The sequence below is a fragment of the Escherichia sp. MOD1-EC6819 genome (assembly GCF_002965765.1).
GTDB lineage: Bacteria > Pseudomonadota > Gammaproteobacteria > Enterobacterales > Enterobacteriaceae > Escherichia > Escherichia ruysiae.
Window position 1 is genome coordinate 1 of record NZ_PTRG01000014.1, and the last position, 16,146, is coordinate 16,146.

Annotated in this window: 15 protein-coding genes and 1 pseudogene; 7 read left to right on the forward strand and 9 right to left on the reverse strand. The window is 48.7% G+C overall.

Going from position 1 to position 16,146, the window contains the following annotated elements; translation table 11 throughout:
- Positions 1 to 32: 32 nt before the first annotated feature.
- Positions 33 to 326, forward strand: coding sequence for a hypothetical protein (locus A7Z06_RS18505; protein ID WP_000355360.1), 294 nt, complete (start codon positions 33 to 35; stop codon positions 324 to 326).
- A gap of 19 nt (positions 327 to 345) precedes the next feature.
- Positions 346 to 465 (forward strand): annotated as a pseudogene (locus tag A7Z06_RS18510) (tail fiber assembly protein); the annotation flags it as partial.
- Positions 466 to 677: 212 nt separating this feature from the next.
- Here the strand turns inward: A7Z06_RS18510 and sitD are convergent.
- The 4 genes from sitD to sitA are packed head-to-tail and all read right to left on the reverse strand — an operon-like array spanning position 678 to position 4,127.
- A complete protein-coding gene (gene sitD / locus A7Z06_RS18520; RefSeq protein WP_000968130.1) occupies positions 678 to 1,535 on the reverse strand; it encodes an iron/manganese ABC transporter permease subunit SitD in 858 nt (285 codons plus the stop codon).
- A complete protein-coding gene (sitC, locus tag A7Z06_RS18525) occupies positions 1,532 to 2,389 on the reverse strand; it encodes an iron/manganese ABC transporter permease subunit SitC (protein ID WP_001101728.1) in 858 nt (285 codons plus the stop codon). Before sitC ends, sitD begins: the two co-directional genes overlap by 4 nt.
- Entirely contained in the window at positions 2,386 to 3,213 is an 828-nt protein-coding gene (sitB, locus tag A7Z06_RS18530) for an iron/manganese ABC transporter ATP-binding protein SitB (protein WP_000983720.1), read from the reverse strand. Before sitB ends, sitC begins: the two co-directional genes overlap by 4 nt.
- Positions 3,213 to 4,127 (reverse strand): iron/manganese ABC transporter substrate-binding protein SitA, encoded by a 915-nt coding sequence (sitA, locus tag A7Z06_RS18535; RefSeq protein WP_000286867.1) that lies wholly within the window; start codon positions 4,125 to 4,127, stop codon positions 3,213 to 3,215. Before sitA ends, sitB begins: the two co-directional genes overlap by 1 nt.
- A 207-nt stretch (positions 4,128 to 4,334) precedes the next feature.
- Between sitA and A7Z06_RS22280 the strand changes: the two genes are divergently transcribed.
- Positions 4,335 to 4,460: a hypothetical protein gene (locus A7Z06_RS22280; protein WP_001614539.1), complete on the forward strand. Its 126-nt coding sequence runs from the start codon at positions 4,335 to 4,337 to the stop codon at positions 4,458 to 4,460.
- Between the two features lie 265 nt (positions 4,461 to 4,725).
- On the opposite strand, the gene uspF is transcribed toward A7Z06_RS22280, so the two are convergent.
- The 3 genes from uspF to nifJ all read right to left on the reverse strand — a co-directional run bounded on the left by uspF (position 4,726) and on the right by nifJ (position 10,325).
- Complete coding sequence (gene uspF, locus A7Z06_RS18540) at positions 4,726 to 5,160, reverse strand: universal stress protein UspF (RefSeq protein ID WP_001082294.1); 435 nt, start codon at positions 5,158 to 5,160, stop codon at positions 4,726 to 4,728.
- Between the two features lie 140 nt (positions 5,161 to 5,300).
- Entirely contained in the window at positions 5,301 to 6,434 is a 1,134-nt protein-coding gene (gene ompN / locus A7Z06_RS18545) for a porin OmpN (RefSeq protein WP_000836968.1), read from the reverse strand.
- A 366-nt stretch (positions 6,435 to 6,800) separates the two neighbouring features.
- Complete coding sequence (nifJ, locus tag A7Z06_RS18550; protein ID WP_000628249.1) at positions 6,801 to 10,325, reverse strand: pyruvate:ferredoxin (flavodoxin) oxidoreductase; 3,525 nt, start codon at positions 10,323 to 10,325, stop codon at positions 6,801 to 6,803.
- 273 nt (positions 10,326 to 10,598) lie between these two features.
- Here nifJ and A7Z06_RS18555 point away from each other — a divergent pair, with 273 nt between their 5' ends.
- Positions 10,599 to 10,865: a putative hemolysin gene (locus A7Z06_RS18555; RefSeq protein WP_001200698.1), complete on the forward strand. Its 267-nt coding sequence runs from the start codon at positions 10,599 to 10,601 to the stop codon at positions 10,863 to 10,865.
- Here A7Z06_RS18555 and hslJ read toward each other — a convergent pair.
- On the reverse strand, positions 10,862 to 11,284 hold the full coding sequence (hslJ, locus tag A7Z06_RS18560; RefSeq protein ID WP_010348254.1) for a heat shock protein HslJ: 423 nt from the start codon (positions 11,282 to 11,284) through the stop codon (positions 10,862 to 10,864). The two genes, A7Z06_RS18555 and hslJ, sit on opposite strands and share 4 nt — an antisense overlap.
- Positions 11,285 to 11,440: 156 nt before the next feature.
- Positions 11,441 to 12,430: a D-lactate dehydrogenase gene (ldhA, locus tag A7Z06_RS18565; protein WP_000762235.1), complete on the reverse strand. Its 990-nt coding sequence runs from the start codon at positions 12,428 to 12,430 to the stop codon at positions 11,441 to 11,443.
- Between the two features lie 207 nt (positions 12,431 to 12,637).
- Here ldhA and A7Z06_RS18570 point away from each other — a divergent pair, with 207 nt between their 5' ends.
- Genes A7Z06_RS18570 through A7Z06_RS18580 form a run of 3 tightly spaced genes read left to right on the forward strand, consistent with a single transcriptional unit; the run spans position 12,638 to position 15,790 of the window.
- Positions 12,638 to 15,277: a YdbH family protein gene (locus A7Z06_RS18570; RefSeq protein WP_105279532.1), complete on the forward strand. Its 2,640-nt coding sequence runs from the start codon at positions 12,638 to 12,640 to the stop codon at positions 15,275 to 15,277.
- Positions 15,274 to 15,459: a YnbE family lipoprotein gene (locus tag A7Z06_RS18575; protein WP_000706311.1), complete on the forward strand. Its 186-nt coding sequence runs from the start codon at positions 15,274 to 15,276 to the stop codon at positions 15,457 to 15,459. The genes A7Z06_RS18570 and A7Z06_RS18575 overlap by 4 nt, the downstream gene beginning before the upstream one ends.
- Positions 15,460 to 15,466: 7 nt before the next feature.
- Complete coding sequence (locus A7Z06_RS18580) at positions 15,467 to 15,790, forward strand: YdbL family protein (protein WP_000831643.1); 324 nt, start codon at positions 15,467 to 15,469, stop codon at positions 15,788 to 15,790.
- Positions 15,791 to 16,146: the final 356 nt, after the last annotated feature.

A 16,146-nucleotide genomic window follows, 5' to 3' on the forward strand; every position in this document is an offset into this window, starting at 1 on the left:
CGCTTCGGGAATGGAGCTGAAAGGAGGAAATAATGGATATAAGCCCCTTACTTCATGCACTTTGTGCTGTGGCTGCGCAGATACTGGTTGGTCTTTTTACCGGAAACTGGGCTTACGGAGCGATAGCCGGTTGTACGTTCTTCATTGCGCGTGAACATACCCAGGCAGAATATCGCTGGATTGAAATGTTCGGGCATGGCAAGCGAATGAATATGCCGTGGTGGGGCGGATTTGATCCGCGCGCGTGGGATGTGGCAAGCCTGATGGATTTTGCTGTGCCGGTGGTGGCGTGTCTGCTGGTCTGGCTGTTGGTTAATCGTGGGTGAAAAAAGGTGGGCTGTATATGCAACGGAGGAAGAAACCTCGTTGCTGGAAGCCTGGAAAAAGTATCGGATGCTGCTGAACCGTGTTGATACATCAACTGCACCTGATATTGAGTGGCCTACGAACCCTGTCAGGGAGTAATCATTGGGATTATGCCGCAGAAACGTTGTATGCAATAACGTTCTGCGGTTGGCTGATGCACTTTCGAGAGTGCATGTATTGAATTATTTCCAGCTATTATCGATTTTACGTATTTTTTGCATGAGAGAATTTGTACCTCCTCCCAACAACGACCTTCCATGACTTTCCGGACTTCTGTGGGCCAGCGGACGATGCTGCCCTCGGATGTTGTGCTAATTGGGTGATGACAAATCCTGTGTATGGGTGTTTCCCTTTGTGCGTGCGTTGATGCTGGTAACGGTGAACGTCATGATGAACACAACCGCGAATAAGACGACAATCGTCGGAGCTGGTGCACTGTCGATAAAAAAGGACAACCAGACACCAGTCATTGACACTATTACCGATATGCCAATCGCCAGTAGGAGCGCAATATGAAAGCGTTGTGTCAGGAGTACCGCAATGGCGCCAGGCGCAATGAGCAGAGAAATGGAGAGAATGATACCTACCGCTTTCAGCGTCGCCACAATGGTCAGAGAGACCATGCACAGCAGCCCATAATGCAGACATCTCGTATGCAAACCGCTTACCTGCGCCTGTTGATAATCAAAGCTGAACAGCAAAAAATCCCGCCATTTTACGCTAATAACAAGTGTAACCAGCCCGGCAATAATCACCGTCTGGATTATATCGCCGATGGTTACCCCGAGCATGTCGCCGAAAAGAATATGGTCAAGATGTACGTCTGGTTTGACTGCAATATACAAGATCAGACCTGCGGCAAACATGCCAGAAAAAACAATCCCCATCACTGTATCTTGCTTGATTCGGCTGTTGTCTTTCAGGTATCCCGTCGCCACCGCGCAGAATACTCCGGCGACGAATGCCCCTGTAGCCAGAGGTAACCCCAGAATCCAGGCAAGCACGATGCCAGGAAAAACCGCATGACTCATCGCGTCACCCATCAGTGCCCAACCTTTCAGGACCAGAAAGACCGACAGCAGCGCACAGGGTATGGAAACTACCAGTGAAATCAGCAGTGCGTGACTCATAAAGGTGAACTGCAGTGGCTCCAGTAATAATGCCATCATGAGCGATCCTCCAGCGCTTTATGCGCACGCCGACGATTTGCCAAAAGCCCATGGGTGGGCGCAAATACAAATGCTAAAAGAAACAGCAGTGTCTGCGCCACCACGATGATTCCACCTGTCGCGCCGTCCAGAAAGTAACTGACCCACGCGCCGAGGAAACTGGTTACACTGCCAATAGTTACAGCAATTATGAGCAGGCGGGGAAAACGATCGGTTAACAACCATGCTGTTGCACCGGGAGTCACCACCAGACAGATCACCAGAAAGGCACCAACCGTTTGCAGCGCCGCAACGGTCGAAACCGACAGCAGGGTGAAGAAGAGGATTTTTAATCTGCCCGGATGCAATCCAATAGCACGAGCGTGATTCTCGTCGAAAAAGGTCACCATAAGATCTTTCCATTTGAAAAAAAGCACGATGATCGAGAGAATGCCAATGATAGTGAGTTGCAGGATATCCGCCGGATCGATTGCCAGAATATTGCCCAGGACGATGGTCTGAATGTTCACGGATGTCGGGTTCAATGACACCATAAACAGCCCCAGGCCAAAAAAGGAGGAGAAGATCAGGCCGATGATGGCATCTTCTTTTAAGCGAGTGCGTTGGTTAAGAAACAGCATGCTGCCCGCTGCCAGTCCGCCGGAAAAGAAGGCTCCCAGAGAAAACGGAAGCCCCAGCATATATGCCCCCGCAACACCCGGGACAATAGAGTGCGACAGCGCATCGCCAATCAGCGACCAGCCTTTTAGCATCAGATAGCATGACAGGAAAGCGCAGAGACCGCCGACCATCGCCGAGACCCACATCGCATTGAGCATATATTCATAGCTGAAGGGTTCCAGTAGCACGTTCATCTTGCTTCCCCCTGCACCGCTGACGGTCGATGTGCCACAAAAGGGTGTTCATCGTCAGTAATAATGCTTTCTTCCGAGCCGTTAAGTGTGACATGGCGCAGTACGCCGCTAAAAGCCAGCTCCAGGTTCTCGGCTGTAAAAGTGGTGTCTGTCGGCCCGCTTGCCAGGACGGTGCCTTTGACCATGACCGTATAATCGCAAAATGTCGTGACTGAGCCGAGATTGTGCGTTGAGACAAGCATCGTCTTGCCTTCCGCGCGTAACTCCCTCAACAGGCTGATGATTTTCGCTTCGGTTTTCACATCAACGCCGGTAAAAGGTTCATCCAGCAGGATCACATCACCCTGCTGTGCAATCGCTCTCGCCAGAAAGACGCGTTTCTTTTGTCCACCGGAAAGCTCGCCGATTTGTCGATGGCGAAAATCCACCATATCGACACGCTCCAGCGCATCGGTGACAATCTGACGATCCCTCTTTTTGGCTATACGCAACATACCCATGTGCCCATAGCGGCCCATCATCACCACATCTTCCACTAGTACAGGAAATGACCAGTCAACCTCTTCTGACTGAGGGACGTAGGCAACCAGGTTTTTCTGTAGCGCCTGTCGCGTGGGAATACCCAGAACAGATATCTTTCCGCTGGTCAGACGCACAAATCCCATAATCGCTTTAAACAACGTCGATTTTCCGGAACCGTTTACCCCAACCAGAGCGGCAATAGATCCACTTGGTACTGTGAAGGATGCATCGCGCAGTGCTGTGTGCCCGTTACGCCAGGTGACAGTAACATCATTAACGACAATGCCCGCAGATTGCATCATTATTTCTCCCTTTTCCCGGCTTTAATTCCCTGTACCAGCGTACTGGTAGTAACCTTCAGAAGGTCGATATACGTAGGTACCGGGCCGTTTTCTGTGCTCAGGGAATCGACATAGAGTACACCGCCGTAGTGAGCGCCGGTTTCACGCGCAACCTGACGCGCTGGTTTATCGGAAATCGTACTCTCGCTAAAGACTGCCGGGATATGATTTTTCTTCACCATATCAACAACCTTACGTACCTGCTGCGGCGTGCCTTGTTGATCGGCATTAATCGGCCACAGATAAAGCTCTTTTAGCCCCAAATCGCGTGCGAGATAAGAAAAAGCCCCTTCACTGGTGACCATCCATCGCTGATTCTCAGGGAGTTCAGCAATCTGCTTACGCAGGGGGGCAAGGGTTTGGGTAATCTTGGCTTTATAAGTATCGGCATTACGTTGGTAGGTTTGTGCATTTGCCGGATCGTATTTTATCAACGCATCACGAATATTATCGACGTAAATCAGAGCATTATCTGGCGACATCCAGGCATGGGGGTTAGGTTTGCCCTCATAGGGGCCTTCAGTGATCCCTACTGGCGTCACACCCGAAGAGACAATTACTTCTGGAACCCCATTAAGATGCTGGTAAAAGCGTTGGAACCACAATTCCAGATTCATACCATTGGCGAGAATCAGTTGTGCCCCCTGCGCACGTTTAATATCGCCAGGGGTAGGCTGATACTCATGAATTTCTGCACCGGGCTTGGTTATGGATGAGACTTCTGCAGCATCTCCAGCCACGTTTTTGGCCATATCTGCGATGATGGTAAATGTTGTAATGACCTTGAATTTTTCAGTTGCACTCGCCTGAAATGCGATCGAGCAGGTGAGGGCGAGGCACCCCAAGAGCATGGTTACTTTTTTTATTGAGTACATAATTTAGTACCTATAGTGAGCAAAATTAGAACAAACATAGCAACGGCTATGTTTTATAGCACAACCTATACAAAATGAAAATGATTATCATTAGCAGCTTTGGGGCCCAAAACAGGGATTAGGTTGTTTCCTGCTGGCGACGCGTTATTGAGGAAAAAAGTAAGGCAGCTAGTAGGCTTTGAAATGACTTGATGAGGAAAATTGTTGATGGCAAAAATGGGGCAAAGCGCTGCAAAAGGGGCAAAAAAGGGGCAAAAAAGGGGCAAAAAAAGAGTGGGTTATCGTAGCTTATTGTTGTCGCTGATGATATTTAACACATTGAAAAATAAGTAAAATACTTATGAGTCAGAGAGTTGTGATTTTTGCCCTTACTTGTTCAGGTTGTATTGTTCTTTCTTACTAATTTCTTGATTTTGCGACATTTAAAAGCGACTCAATTCGTTATATGGCATCAGAAGAGTATGCGTCATGCCGGAATGTCCAGCATAAGAAATCTGATATAAAAACTGTGGCGTGTATGGTACGGATTAGAGGGGAAAATGTCAGCACATTTGCGAAATGAATCAAAAAGCCCGCAGCGACGTGCGGGCGTTAGTTTTTAGCGCACGACCAGCACGGAGCACTCTGCATGACGCACGACGGCGGCGGCGTTAGAGCCGAGCAGGTAGGTGGTGATATCCGGTCGATGGGAGGCAATGATGATCATATGAGCAGGGATCTTTTTCGCCATTTCCAGAATGCGGTCTTTTGGCGAACCTTCTTCAACATGAACATGCACTCTGTCAGTCGGCAGTTTGAATTTTTTAATTATCTCTTCCAGTTGCGATTTAGCTTCCGCTTTCAGGTCATCCATTGCCGGCAATTCTGCGGAATACGCTAAACCCAGAGAGGCATAGTAGGGCAGCGAAGGTATTACCGTCAGGAAATGAACCTCTGCATCATCAATCTTTGCCTCGGCTTCAACGTGACTAATCACGCGTTGAGTTAATTCTGAATCGGAAATATCGATAGGGACAAGAATCGTTCTGTTCATAAAACCTCCTGTTTTAGTATCCGCATAAAGTGTAACGCCAGATGAGGTCTTTTGTATAATGACGGAGTTCACATTTTTAATTTAGATTAAGCAGGATTCAATAAGTAGAAAAAGCCCGCCAGAGAGGCGGGCAGGCAGGATTAGAACTGATAAACCAGACCTAAAGCGACAATATCATCGGTAGAGATACCGTTGGCAGCGTAGAAGCTGTCATCTTCATCCAACAAGTTAATTTTATAATCAACATAGGTAGACATATTTTTGTTGAAATAATATGTCGCGCCAACGTCGGCGTATTTGACCAGATCTTTATCGTCAACACCGGCCGGATTATCAGCACCACCGGCAGCATTCAGGTCACGCCCTTTAGACATCAGGAAAGACACTGCCGGACGCAGACCAAAGTCAAACTGATATTGGGCAGTGACTTCAAAGTTCTGGGTCTTGTTCGCAACGGCGTAATCGCTGTTGCCAAATGGTGTCATATTACGCGTTTCGGAATACATGGTTGCCAGATAAATGTTGTTAGCATCATATTTTAATCCGGCAGTCCAGGCATCGGCTTTATCGCCACCTGCCGCAGTATGGTTGACCTGATCATTGGTGCGGTCTGAGGAGGTGTATGCCGCGCCCGCGCTAAAGCCCATACCTAAATCGTAGGTTGTGGAAAGCCCCCAGCCGTCGCCGTTTTCATGACGAACATCACGTCCGTTGTTGGTGCCTTCCTGACCGTTGTTTGCACCTTCGTTATTACCCTGATACTGCACTGCGAAGTTCAGACCATTAACCAGGTCGAAGAAATCAGTATTACGATATGTCGCTACGCCATTAGCACGACCGGTCATAAAGTTGTCTGCATTGGTGTAGGAGTCACCGCCAAATTCTGGCAGCATATCGGTCCAGCCCTCTACGTCGTACATTACACCGTAATTACGTCCGTAATCGAAAGAACCGTAATTTGCAAACTTCAATCCGGCGAATGCCAGACGAGTCCAGGACTGGTTTTTTGAGGATTCAGTATTGTTTGCCTGAATATTGTATTCCCACTGACCATAGCCAGTGAGTTGATCGTTAATTTGTGTTTCGCCTTTAAATCCAAGACGTGCATAGCTCTGATCGCCATCTTTTGCAGAACTATCAGAAAAATAATGCAGGCCATCAACTTTGCCATAAAGATCTAATTTATTGCCGTCTTTATTATAAATTTCTGCTGCATGTACAGCACCTGCGGCGAGCAGGGCAGGGATTAAGAGTGCCAGTATTTTGCTTTTCATTGAAAAAATCCTTTAGTTATTTTATTTGCCTTTTTCTCCCCGTTTGGGAAGTGAAAACATCCTAAAGGAAAAGTTCCATTAGCCGATAAATGTCATTTGTTACGCCTTAAGTAAAACCTTAATCAAATAATTCCTGAGAAATGATGATTGGTTTGGTGAATGATTTGATGGTTATACATACAAAATAAAAATTATACTTTTAAAAAATGATGCGTTATTCTGCGTGGGTTATATGCCTTTATTGTCACAGATATTATTTGTTGTTGGGTCATTGCTATAGTTATTTCTTTCCCAACAAATAAAAAGACAAGCCCGAACTTTCATTCGGGCTTTTTTTTCGTTCTGGATAATCCTTATCCGACGACGCTACTCGGTGCCACTTTTATCCGTTTTTCCTGCCATTTGCGCGAGGAAGTCATAGCGTTTTTGCAGATCGGCTGCGGCATCTTTCCATAACTGTTCCGCCACTTCTGGCTGTTGCGAATTCAGACGGCGGAAACGTTGCTCATGGAGCAATGTCTCTTCCAGAGCCTCTGATGGCGGACGTGAATCCAGCGCCAGTGGCAGTTTGCCTTCATCAGCACGACGTGGATCAAAGCGATACAGCGGCCAGAAGCCGGTTGCGGTGAGTTGGCGCATCTGGTCGTGACTCAATGCCAGGTCATAACCGTGCTCTTCACATGGACTGTAAGCAATGATCAGCGACGGCCCAGGATAGGCTTCCGCTTCCTGAATTGCTTTTACCGTCTGGTTCAACTGCGCGCCGAGAGAAATCTGCGCCACATAAACATGACCGTACATCATCATACTGACGCCGAGGTCTTTACGCGCTTTGCGTTTACCGTGTTCGCCAAACTTAGTCACCGCGCCGAGCGGCGTGGCTTTTGACGCCTGACCACCGGTATTGGAATAGCATTGCGTGTCCAGCACCAGAATGTTGACGTTTTCCGTCAGGCTTAATACATGATCCAGACCTCCGAAGCCGATATCGTAAGCCCAGCCATCGCCACCTATCAGCCAGATTGATTTTTCCACCAGCGCATCAGCGTCGCGTAGTAGTTCATGAGCTTCACTCACATCTTTGAGATGCTGGCGCAGCGTGGCAACCTGTTCGCGACGAACGTCTGGCGTGGCATCTGATTTCAACGCTGCCAGTAACTCCGCAGGAATTTTATCAGCAAACTGATCCAGCAGACGCAACACGCGGACACGATGCTGATCGACCGTCAGGCGGAAGCCCAGGCCAAATTCGGCGTTATCTTCAAACAGTGAGTTCGCCCATGCTGGGCCTCGACCGTTGGCATCAGTGGTATACGGTGTGGACGGCAGATTACCGCCGTAAATTGACGAACAGCCCGTGGCGTTAGCGATTAACATCCGGTCGCCATAGAGTTGAGTCAGCAATTTGATATATGGCGTTTCGCCACAACCGGAACAAGCACCAGAATATTCAAACAGCGGTGTGATTAACTGCGAAGTCCGAATATCAATACGTTCCAGTTTGCTGCGGTCAATTTCCGGCAGGTTGAGGAAGAAGTCGTAATTGATTTTCTCTTCTTCCACATGTTCCAGACGCGACATCATATTGATGGCTTTGATCTCTGGATTCTGGCGGTCTTTCGCCGGGCAAACTTCAACACACAAATTACAGCCGGTGCAATCTTCCGGTGCGACCTGCAACACATATTTCTGCCCGCGCATATCGCGCGATTTTACATCCAGTGAATGCAGGCTGGCAGGGGCGTTTTCCATTGCTTCGGGCGGCACCACTTTTGCGCGAATAGCTGAATGTGGGCAAGCGGCGACGCAATGGTTACATTGGGTACAGAGTTCCTCTTTCCAGATAGGGATCTCTTCGGCGATATTGCGTTTTTCCCAGCGCGTGGTTCCCATCGGCCATGTGCCGTCTGGCGGCAGCGCCGAAACGGGGAGGGCATCGCCAAGTCCGGCGAGCATCGCAGCGGTAACGGTTTTAACGAAATCAGGTGCAGCATCGGAAACCACCGGTGGACGATTCGCACTATGCGGATTGACCGGCTGTAACGGGACTTCTTCCACGGATTCTCGCGCCAGCGCCAGTGCCTGCCAGTTACGTTCCACCAGATCCTGGCCTTTGCTGCTGTAGCTTTTGGCAATCGCCCCCTGCAACTCGGCCAGGGCGCTGTCGCCAGGCAGAATTTGCGTCAGGTGGAAAAACGCCATCTGCATTACGGTGTTAATACGAGCCGCCAGTCCACATTCACGCGCGATTTTCGCTGCGTTAATGACATAAAAGCGTGCTTTTTTCTGATTCAGTACTGCCTGCACTTCTTGCGGCAACCGCGACCAGACGTCATCGGCACTGTACGGGGTGTTAAGCAGGAAAATGCCGCCGGGTTTCAGACGTTCTGCCATCTGATATTTGTCGATAAACTGCAACTGGTGGCAGCCAACAAAATCAGCCTGGGGAATCAGATATGCAGAACGAATTGGATGTTCGCTCACGCGCAGGTGAGAAACTGTCAGACCACCGGCTTTTTTGGAGTCGTAAACAAAATAACCCTGTGCATACCACGGCGTGGAGTTACCAATAATCTTGATATTATTTTTGGTCGCGGAAACGCTGCCATCACTGCCCAGACCATAAAACAGGGCTTCCAGCTTCGCGGAGTTTGGCAGGGTATTTTCTGGCAATGGTAGCGACAGATTGGTTACATCATCGTAAATACCGACGGTAAAACGGGGTTTTGGTTTGGCTGTGTTAAGTTCGGCAAATACTGCCAGCACGCAATCCGGGCCAAACTCTTTGGACGATAAGCCATAGCGCCCGCCAATGACGCGTGGCAGTGTTTCACGCTCGCCATTATTAAAGGCTTCCGCCAGCGCGGTCATTACGTCCAGATACAGTGGTTCTGCCTGGGCGCCCGGTTCTTTGGTGCGATCCAGCACCGCGACAGTTCGCACAGAGTCTGGCAATGTTTGCAGTAAATGTTTGGCGGAGAACGGGCGGTATAGTCGAACTTTCAGCACCCCGACTTTTTCGCCACGGGTAAGTAACTCATCAACCACTTCTTCACAAGTACCGATGGCAGATCCCATCAGGATAATCACCCGTTCTGCTTGTGGATGCCCGTAGTATTCAAAAGGCTGATACTGACGACCCGTAGCGGCGGCGAAATCATTCATCGCCTGTTCAACATGGTCGTAAACTGCGTTGTACCACGGGTTAGTAGCTTCACGAGACTGGAAGTAAGTATCAGGATTGGCGGATGTACCGCGAATCACCGGATGTTCCGGGTTCAGCGCGCGGGCGCGGTGGGCATCAATTTCTGCCTGCGGCATCAGTTCAAGAATCGTGTCGTCAGCCAGTGGAACAATTTTGTTGATCTCGTGGGACGTGCGGAAACCATCAAAAAAATGAATAAACGGCACACGGCTTTTTAGTGTCGCGATATGCGAAATGAGGGTGAAGTCCTGCGCTTCCTGAACGTTTGCTGCACACAACATGGCGCAACCGGTTTGGCGCACGGCCATCACATCTGAATGATCGCCAAAAATAGAGAGTGCATGAGTAGCGACGGTACGCGCTGCTACATGCAGTACAAACGGCGTCAGTTCGCCCGCCAGTTTGTACAACGTCGGAATCATCAGCAGTAAACCCTGCGATGATGTAAACGATGTCGAGAGAGCACCCGTTTGCAACGCGCCGTGCACGGTCGCGATAGCACCAGCTTCTGACTGCATTTCAACCACACGAGGCGTATCTCCCCACACGTTTTTCAAGCCGTTTCCGGCCCAGGCATCGGCCTGTTCCGCCATCGTGGAACTTGGGGTAATAGGGTAGATGGCGATAACTTCACTGGTGCGAAATGCCACCGAAGCTACCGCGCCATTACCGTCAATTGTGATCATACGACACCCTTACATTGCGCAAATGAGGGGCACACGAAAAAGCTGCGCGCCCAGTAGTTATCTCTCAATTTTAGCAAATGGCCTTCTGTTGCATTTTCGCTTTTGTGTCCCTCATATCTGCGTAATGAATGTTTTGATCAAACAGTGGACAAAAAAATAGCGATAAAAAAGTAACAATGCGTTGCAACACACATAGTTGTTCTCGACGTAGTCGTCTGTGCTGCCTATTATTTACGGCGGTGTCGTTTGGTTTAAAGATTAGAGGAAGTAAAGATGCGAGCAGCGTTGTGGGTCGGGTGTGCCGCTTTATTGTTATCGGCGTGTAGTAGTGAACCAGTTCAGCAGGCAACTGCGGCGCATGTGGCGCCTGGTTTAAAAGCGTCCATGTCCAGTAGCGGTGAAGCGAATTGCGCGATGATTGGTGGTTCGCTATCCGTTGCCCGTCAACTTGACGGAACGGCTATTGGCATGTGTGCATTACCCAACGGCAAACGCTGTAGCGAACAGTCACTTGCCGCCGGAAGCTGTGGCAGCTATTAATTCATTAAATCCGCCAGCTTATAGGTTAATGTCTGTTTTGCGGTGGCCAGCGTTAACTGGTTCGCAGTCAGATCGACTTGCGCACCTTCTTTCAGCATTTCGCTGATGGTGTGATCGAGTTCATTAAGCTGAGGAGTGGCACACATCATGCGGGTCATTGCCAGCCCTTTAACTTTCAGTTCACCGCCAGAAAGTTTACCCTCGCCGCTAAAGCGGTTGCACATTTTGCCGGAAATCATCATCTTTTCACCAAAGCTGATTTCTGGCGGGTTTTTATCGCTGGTAACAGGTTGACCGTTGACACTTTCCAGCACAAAGCGGTGATGCTGTAATTGTTCTGGCGTCACAGCAATTTTGTCATTACTTACACATCCCGCCATCAGCAGGCTTAACGCAACAAGCGCGGCTACTTTCTTCATTTTGGTTCTCAACTTAAGGTATAAATCAGGTGCTGACTGCCGAATGCAACGCGACGCGTCTTATCCGTCCTGCAAAACATATTTTAAGAATAGAGGATGAAAGATCTTTGGGGATTATCTGAATAAGCTCCCCTGACTTGCAGGGGAGCAGCAAGATTAAACCAGTTCGTTCGGGCAGGGTTCGCCTTTTTCCAGATTGCTTAAGTTTTGCAGCGTGGTCTGGGAAATACTGGTCAGAGCTTCTGCCGTCAGGAATGCCTGGTGTCCGGTAAACAGCACGTTATGGCAGGCAGACAGACGACGGAACACGTCATCCTGGATCACGTCGTTGGATTTATCTTCAAAGAACAGATCGCGTTCGTTTTCATACACGTCCATCCCCAGCGAGCCAATTTTCTGGTTTTTCAGAGCTTCAATTGCCGCCTGAGAATCAATCAATGCGCCACGACTGGTGTTGACGATCATTACGCCGTTTTTCATCTGTTCAAACGCTGCCTCATTCAGCAGGTGGTAGTTCTCCGGCGTCAGTGGGCAGTGCAGGGAGATAACGTCTGATTCAGAGAACAGGGTCGGCAGATCAACATACTCCACACCAAGTTCCAGCGCCGCCGCACTTGGGTACGGATCGAACGCAAGCAGACGCATACCAAAACCTTTCAGAATGCGCAGCATCGCCACACCGATCTTACCGGTGCCGATAACGCCCGCTGTTTTGCCATACATGGTAAAGCCAGTCAGACCTTCCAGAGAGAAGTTGGCGTCACGGGTACGCTGGTACGCGCGGTGAATACGGCGGTTCAGCGTCATCATCATACCGATAGCGTGTTCAGCGACGGCTTCCGGATCGTAGGCTGGAACACGGACTACTTTCAGCCCAAGTTCTTTTGCCGCATCAAGATCGACGTTATTGAAACCGGCACAGCGCAGGGCGATATATTTAACGCCGTGCTTTTTCAGCTCTTCCAGCACCGGGCGGCTGCCGTCATCGTTTACGAAAATACATACCGCTTCGCAGCCATTGGCGGTTTTGGCGGTTTTTTCCGTCAGCAGAAAGTCAAAAAATTCCAGCTCAAAGCCAAAGGACTCGTTCACCTGTTGCAGGTACTTCTTGTCGTACTGTTTTGTGCTATAAACGGCGAGTTTCATAAGACTTTCTCCAGTGATGTTGAATCACATTTAAGCTACTAAAAATATTTTACAAAATTTAAAATATAATTGAAAGCTATGACCATATTGAAAAATTCATCAACAACTATGCTTAGTGTAGGCGCAACCTTCAACTGAACGGTTAAACATGCCACAATACCCGTATTGAACGCTTAATTTTTCGCTAAATCAGGATATTAACTACCCATGTTGGGTAAATATAAAGCTGTTCTCGCGCTGCTATTACTGATTATTCTTGTGCCGTTGACGTTGCTAATGACGCTCGGATTGTGGGTTCCCACGCTGGCGGGCATCTGGCTACCGCTCGGGACACGTATTGCATTAGATGAAAGCCCACGCATTACGCGTAAAGGTTTAATCATTCCCGATCTCCGTTATCTGGTGGGAGATTGTCAGCTTGCGCATATCACCAACGCCAGCCTTTCACATCCCAGCCGCTGGTTATTGAACGTTGGCACGGTAGAACTTGATTCTGCTTGCCTGGCGAAATTGCCGCAGACAGAGCAATCTCCAGCCGCCCCGAAAACCCTCGCGCAGTGGCAGGCCATGTTGCCTAACACCTGGATCAATATCGATAAACTGATTTTTTCTCCCTGGCAGGAATGGCAGGGAAAACTCTCTCTCGCATTAACCTCTGATATCCAGCAACTGCGTTATCAGGGCGAAAAAGTTAAATTTCAAGGCCTGCTTAAAGGGCAACAATTTACAGTCAGCGAACTGGATGTTGCCGCGTTTGAAAATCAGCCGCCGGTAAAACTGGTGGGGGAATTTACTCTGCCGCTAGTGCCGGATGGGCTTCCTGTAAGTGGTCATGCTACCGCGACGTTGAATTTGCCGCAGGAACCGTCGCTGGTGGATGCTGAACTCGAGTGGCAGGAAAATAGCGGGCAATTGATTGTGATGGCACGAGATACCGGCGAGCCGTTGCTCGATTTACCGTGGGAAATTACCCGTCAGCAATTGACTGTCAGTGATGGTCGCTGGAGCTGGCCATATGAAGGTTTTCCCCTTAGTGGGCGATTGGGTGTCAAAGTCGATAACTGGCAGGCCGGGCTTGAGAACGCATTGGTTAGTGGTCGACTGAGTGTGCTGACCCAGGGGCAAGCAGGTAAGGGCAATGCGGTGCTTAATTTTGGCCCAGGAAAATTAAGCATGGATAACAGTCAGATGCCACTGCAACTGACCGGTGAAGCGAAACAGGCGGATCTTATTTTATATGCTCGCTTACCGGCGCAGCTAAGCGGAAGTCTGGCTGACCCAACGCTGGCCTTTGAACCTGGCGCGTTATTACGTTCAAAGGGAAGAGTCATCGATTCACTGGACATCGATGAAATTCGCTGGCCTTTAGCGGGAGTAAAAGTCACCCAACGTGGTATTGACGGGCGTTTACAGGCCATTTTGCAGGCACATGAAAATGAACTGGGCGACTTTGTGCTGCATATGGATGGTCAGGCGAATGATTTTCTCCCTGATGCAGGACGCTGGCAGTGGCGTTACTGGGGAAAAGGCAGTTTTACCCCGATGAATGCCACCTGGGATGTCGCAGGAAAAGGTGAGTGGCATGACAGCACGATTACGCTTACCGATCTTTCGACCGGTTTCGACCAGTTGCAATATGGCACGATGACGGTAGAAAAGCCGCGCTTAATTCTTGAGAAACCTGTTGTCTGGGTACGCGACACGCAGAATCCGTCTTTTAGTGGTGCGCTTTCGCTGGATGCAGGGCAAACGCTTTTCACGGGGGGCAGCGTGTTACCGCCATCAACCTTAAAATTTAGTGTTGAAGGGCGCGAACCAACTTATTTCCTCTTCAAAGGCGATTTACATGCTGGCGAGATTGGTCCGGTACGGGTAAATGGTCGCTGGGACGGTATTCGTCTGCGCGGTAACGCCTGGTGGCCTAAACAATCACTCACTGTATTTCAGCCGCTGGTGCCACCTGACTGGAAGATGAACCTACGCGATGGCGAGCTGTATGCTCAGGTAGCCTTTTCCGCTGCGCCTGATCAAGGCTTCCGTGCGGGTGGTCATGGCGTATTAAAAGGTGGCAGCGCCTGGATGCCTGATAACCAGGTCAACGGCGTCGACTTTGTACTACCGTTCCGTTTTGGCGACGGTGCGTGGCACTTGGGGACGCGGCGACCTGTATCATTACGTATTGCTGAAGTGGTTAACCTTGTGACAGCAAAAAATATCACAGCCGATCTTCAAGGGCGTTATCCGTGGACCGAAGACGAACCCTTGCTACTGACCAATGTGAGTGTTGATGTTTTAGGCGGTAACGTGCTGATGAAACAATTACGTATGCCGCAGCACGATCCGGCGCTATTGCGCCTGAATAATCTCTCATCCAGTGAACTGGTTAGCGCCGTCAACCCGAAACAATTCGCCATGTCAGGAGCATTTAGCGGTGCATTGCCATTATGGCTGAATAATGAAAAATGGATTGTAAAAGATGGTTGGCTGGCAAACTCAGGTCCCATGACCTTACGTCTGGATAAAGACACTGCGGATGCAGTAGCAAAAGACAATATGACCGCTGGAACCGCCATCAACTGGTTGCGCTATATGGAAATTAGCCGTTCATCGACAAAAATTAATTTAGATAATCTCGGTGTGTTAACCATGCAGGCAACGATTAGCGGTAATAGTCGGGTTGATGGCAAAACAGGCACTGTGAATCTTAATTACAGTCACGAAGAGAATATTTTTACGTTATGGCGCAGTTTACGCTTTGGCGATAATCTCCAGGCGTGGCTGGAACAGAATGCCCGTATCCCGGAAAATGACTGCCCGTCAGGAAAAGAATGTGAGGAAAAACAATGAAAATAGTGATAGCCGCGCTCGCGTCCTCTTTTATGTTGGTTGGTTGCACTCCGCGCATAGAGGTGGCTGCGCCGAAGGAGCCAATCACCATTAATATGAACGTTAAAATTGAGCATGAGATCATCATCAAAGCGGACAAAGATGTTGAAGACCTGCTTAAAACTCGTAGCGATCTTTTTTGAGGTCATGATGAAAAGAACATTACTCATAATAGTGTGGATTATTGGCCTGATGAGTAGCAGTGCGATGGCATTAACTCTGAATGAAGCCAGAAGTCAGGGGCGGGTCGGTGAAACGCTTAATGGTTACCTGGTGGCGCTGGAAACGGATGCTGAAACACAGGCATTGGTAAGAGATATTAATGAAGCTCGTAATCGTAGTTACCAGCAACTGGCAAAACAGAATAATGTATCCACAGATGAGATAGCGAAACTGGCAGGGCAAAAACTTGTCGCGCGTGCGAAGCCGGGTGAATATGTACAGGGGATTAATGGTATATGGTTGCGAAAATAAATTATATTTCACAACAACATGTTTATTACATATGTTTATATGATTCTTTGTGTTTTTAGCCAGGCAAGTCTTATTAACTGAACTGCTTATATATTCTCTTATTATCTCGTCTGTTAATTACAATTCATCATTTGTGTGGATGTGAGCCAATAATCTATTCATGATGTAAATGGATTATTAATGTCTTTTTCTCGCCTGTTTTTAATTATTGTTTGAAATGACTTGCTCGCAGAATATAATTTAATAAATGCTCTGATGTGGTTTTTAAACTGCTTCGACTTAATATTCACCATACAAATAACATAACTATTATTTAATGAATGTTTCGTTGCAGGCATTTAGTGCTTTCTGTTTTT

Excerpts from the sequence above, each read along its gene's own strand:
- A7Z06_RS18505 (WP_000355360.1), top strand. The coding sequence starts at position 33 with ATGGATATAAGCCCCTTACTTCATGCACTTTGTGCTGTGGCTGCGCAG.
- sitD (WP_000968130.1), bottom strand. The coding sequence starts at position 1,535 with ATGATGGCATTATTACTGGAGCCACTGCAGTTCACCTTTATGAGTCAC.
- sitC (WP_001101728.1), bottom strand. The coding sequence starts at position 2,389 with ATGAACGTGCTACTGGAACCCTTCAGCTATGAATATATGCTCAATGCG.
- sitB (WP_000983720.1), bottom strand. The coding sequence starts at position 3,213 with ATGATGCAATCTGCGGGCATTGTCGTTAATGATGTTACTGTCACCTGG.
- sitA (WP_000286867.1), bottom strand. The coding sequence starts at position 4,127 with ATGTACTCAATAAAAAAAGTAACCATGCTCTTGGGGTGCCTCGCCCTC.
- A7Z06_RS22280 (WP_001614539.1), top strand. The coding sequence starts at position 4,335 with ATGGCAAAAATGGGGCAAAGCGCTGCAAAAGGGGCAAAAAAGGGGCAA.
- uspF (WP_001082294.1), bottom strand. The coding sequence starts at position 5,160 with ATGAACAGAACGATTCTTGTCCCTATCGATATTTCCGATTCAGAATTA.
- ompN (WP_000836968.1), bottom strand. The coding sequence starts at position 6,434 with ATGAAAAGCAAAATACTGGCACTCTTAATCCCTGCCCTGCTCGCCGCA.
- nifJ (WP_000628249.1), bottom strand. The coding sequence starts at position 10,325 with ATGATCACAATTGACGGTAATGGCGCGGTAGCTTCGGTGGCATTTCGC.
- A7Z06_RS18555 (WP_001200698.1), top strand. The coding sequence starts at position 10,599 with ATGCGAGCAGCGTTGTGGGTCGGGTGTGCCGCTTTATTGTTATCGGCG.
- hslJ (WP_010348254.1), bottom strand. The coding sequence starts at position 11,284 with ATGAAGAAAGTAGCCGCGCTTGTTGCGTTAAGCCTGCTGATGGCGGGA.
- ldhA (WP_000762235.1), bottom strand. The coding sequence starts at position 12,430 with ATGAAACTCGCCGTTTATAGCACAAAACAGTACGACAAGAAGTACCTG.
- A7Z06_RS18570 (WP_105279532.1), top strand. The coding sequence starts at position 12,638 with ATGTTGGGTAAATATAAAGCTGTTCTCGCGCTGCTATTACTGATTATT.
- A7Z06_RS18575 (WP_000706311.1), top strand. The coding sequence starts at position 15,274 with ATGAAAATAGTGATAGCCGCGCTCGCGTCCTCTTTTATGTTGGTTGGT.
- A7Z06_RS18580 (WP_000831643.1), top strand. The coding sequence starts at position 15,467 with ATGAAAAGAACATTACTCATAATAGTGTGGATTATTGGCCTGATGAGT.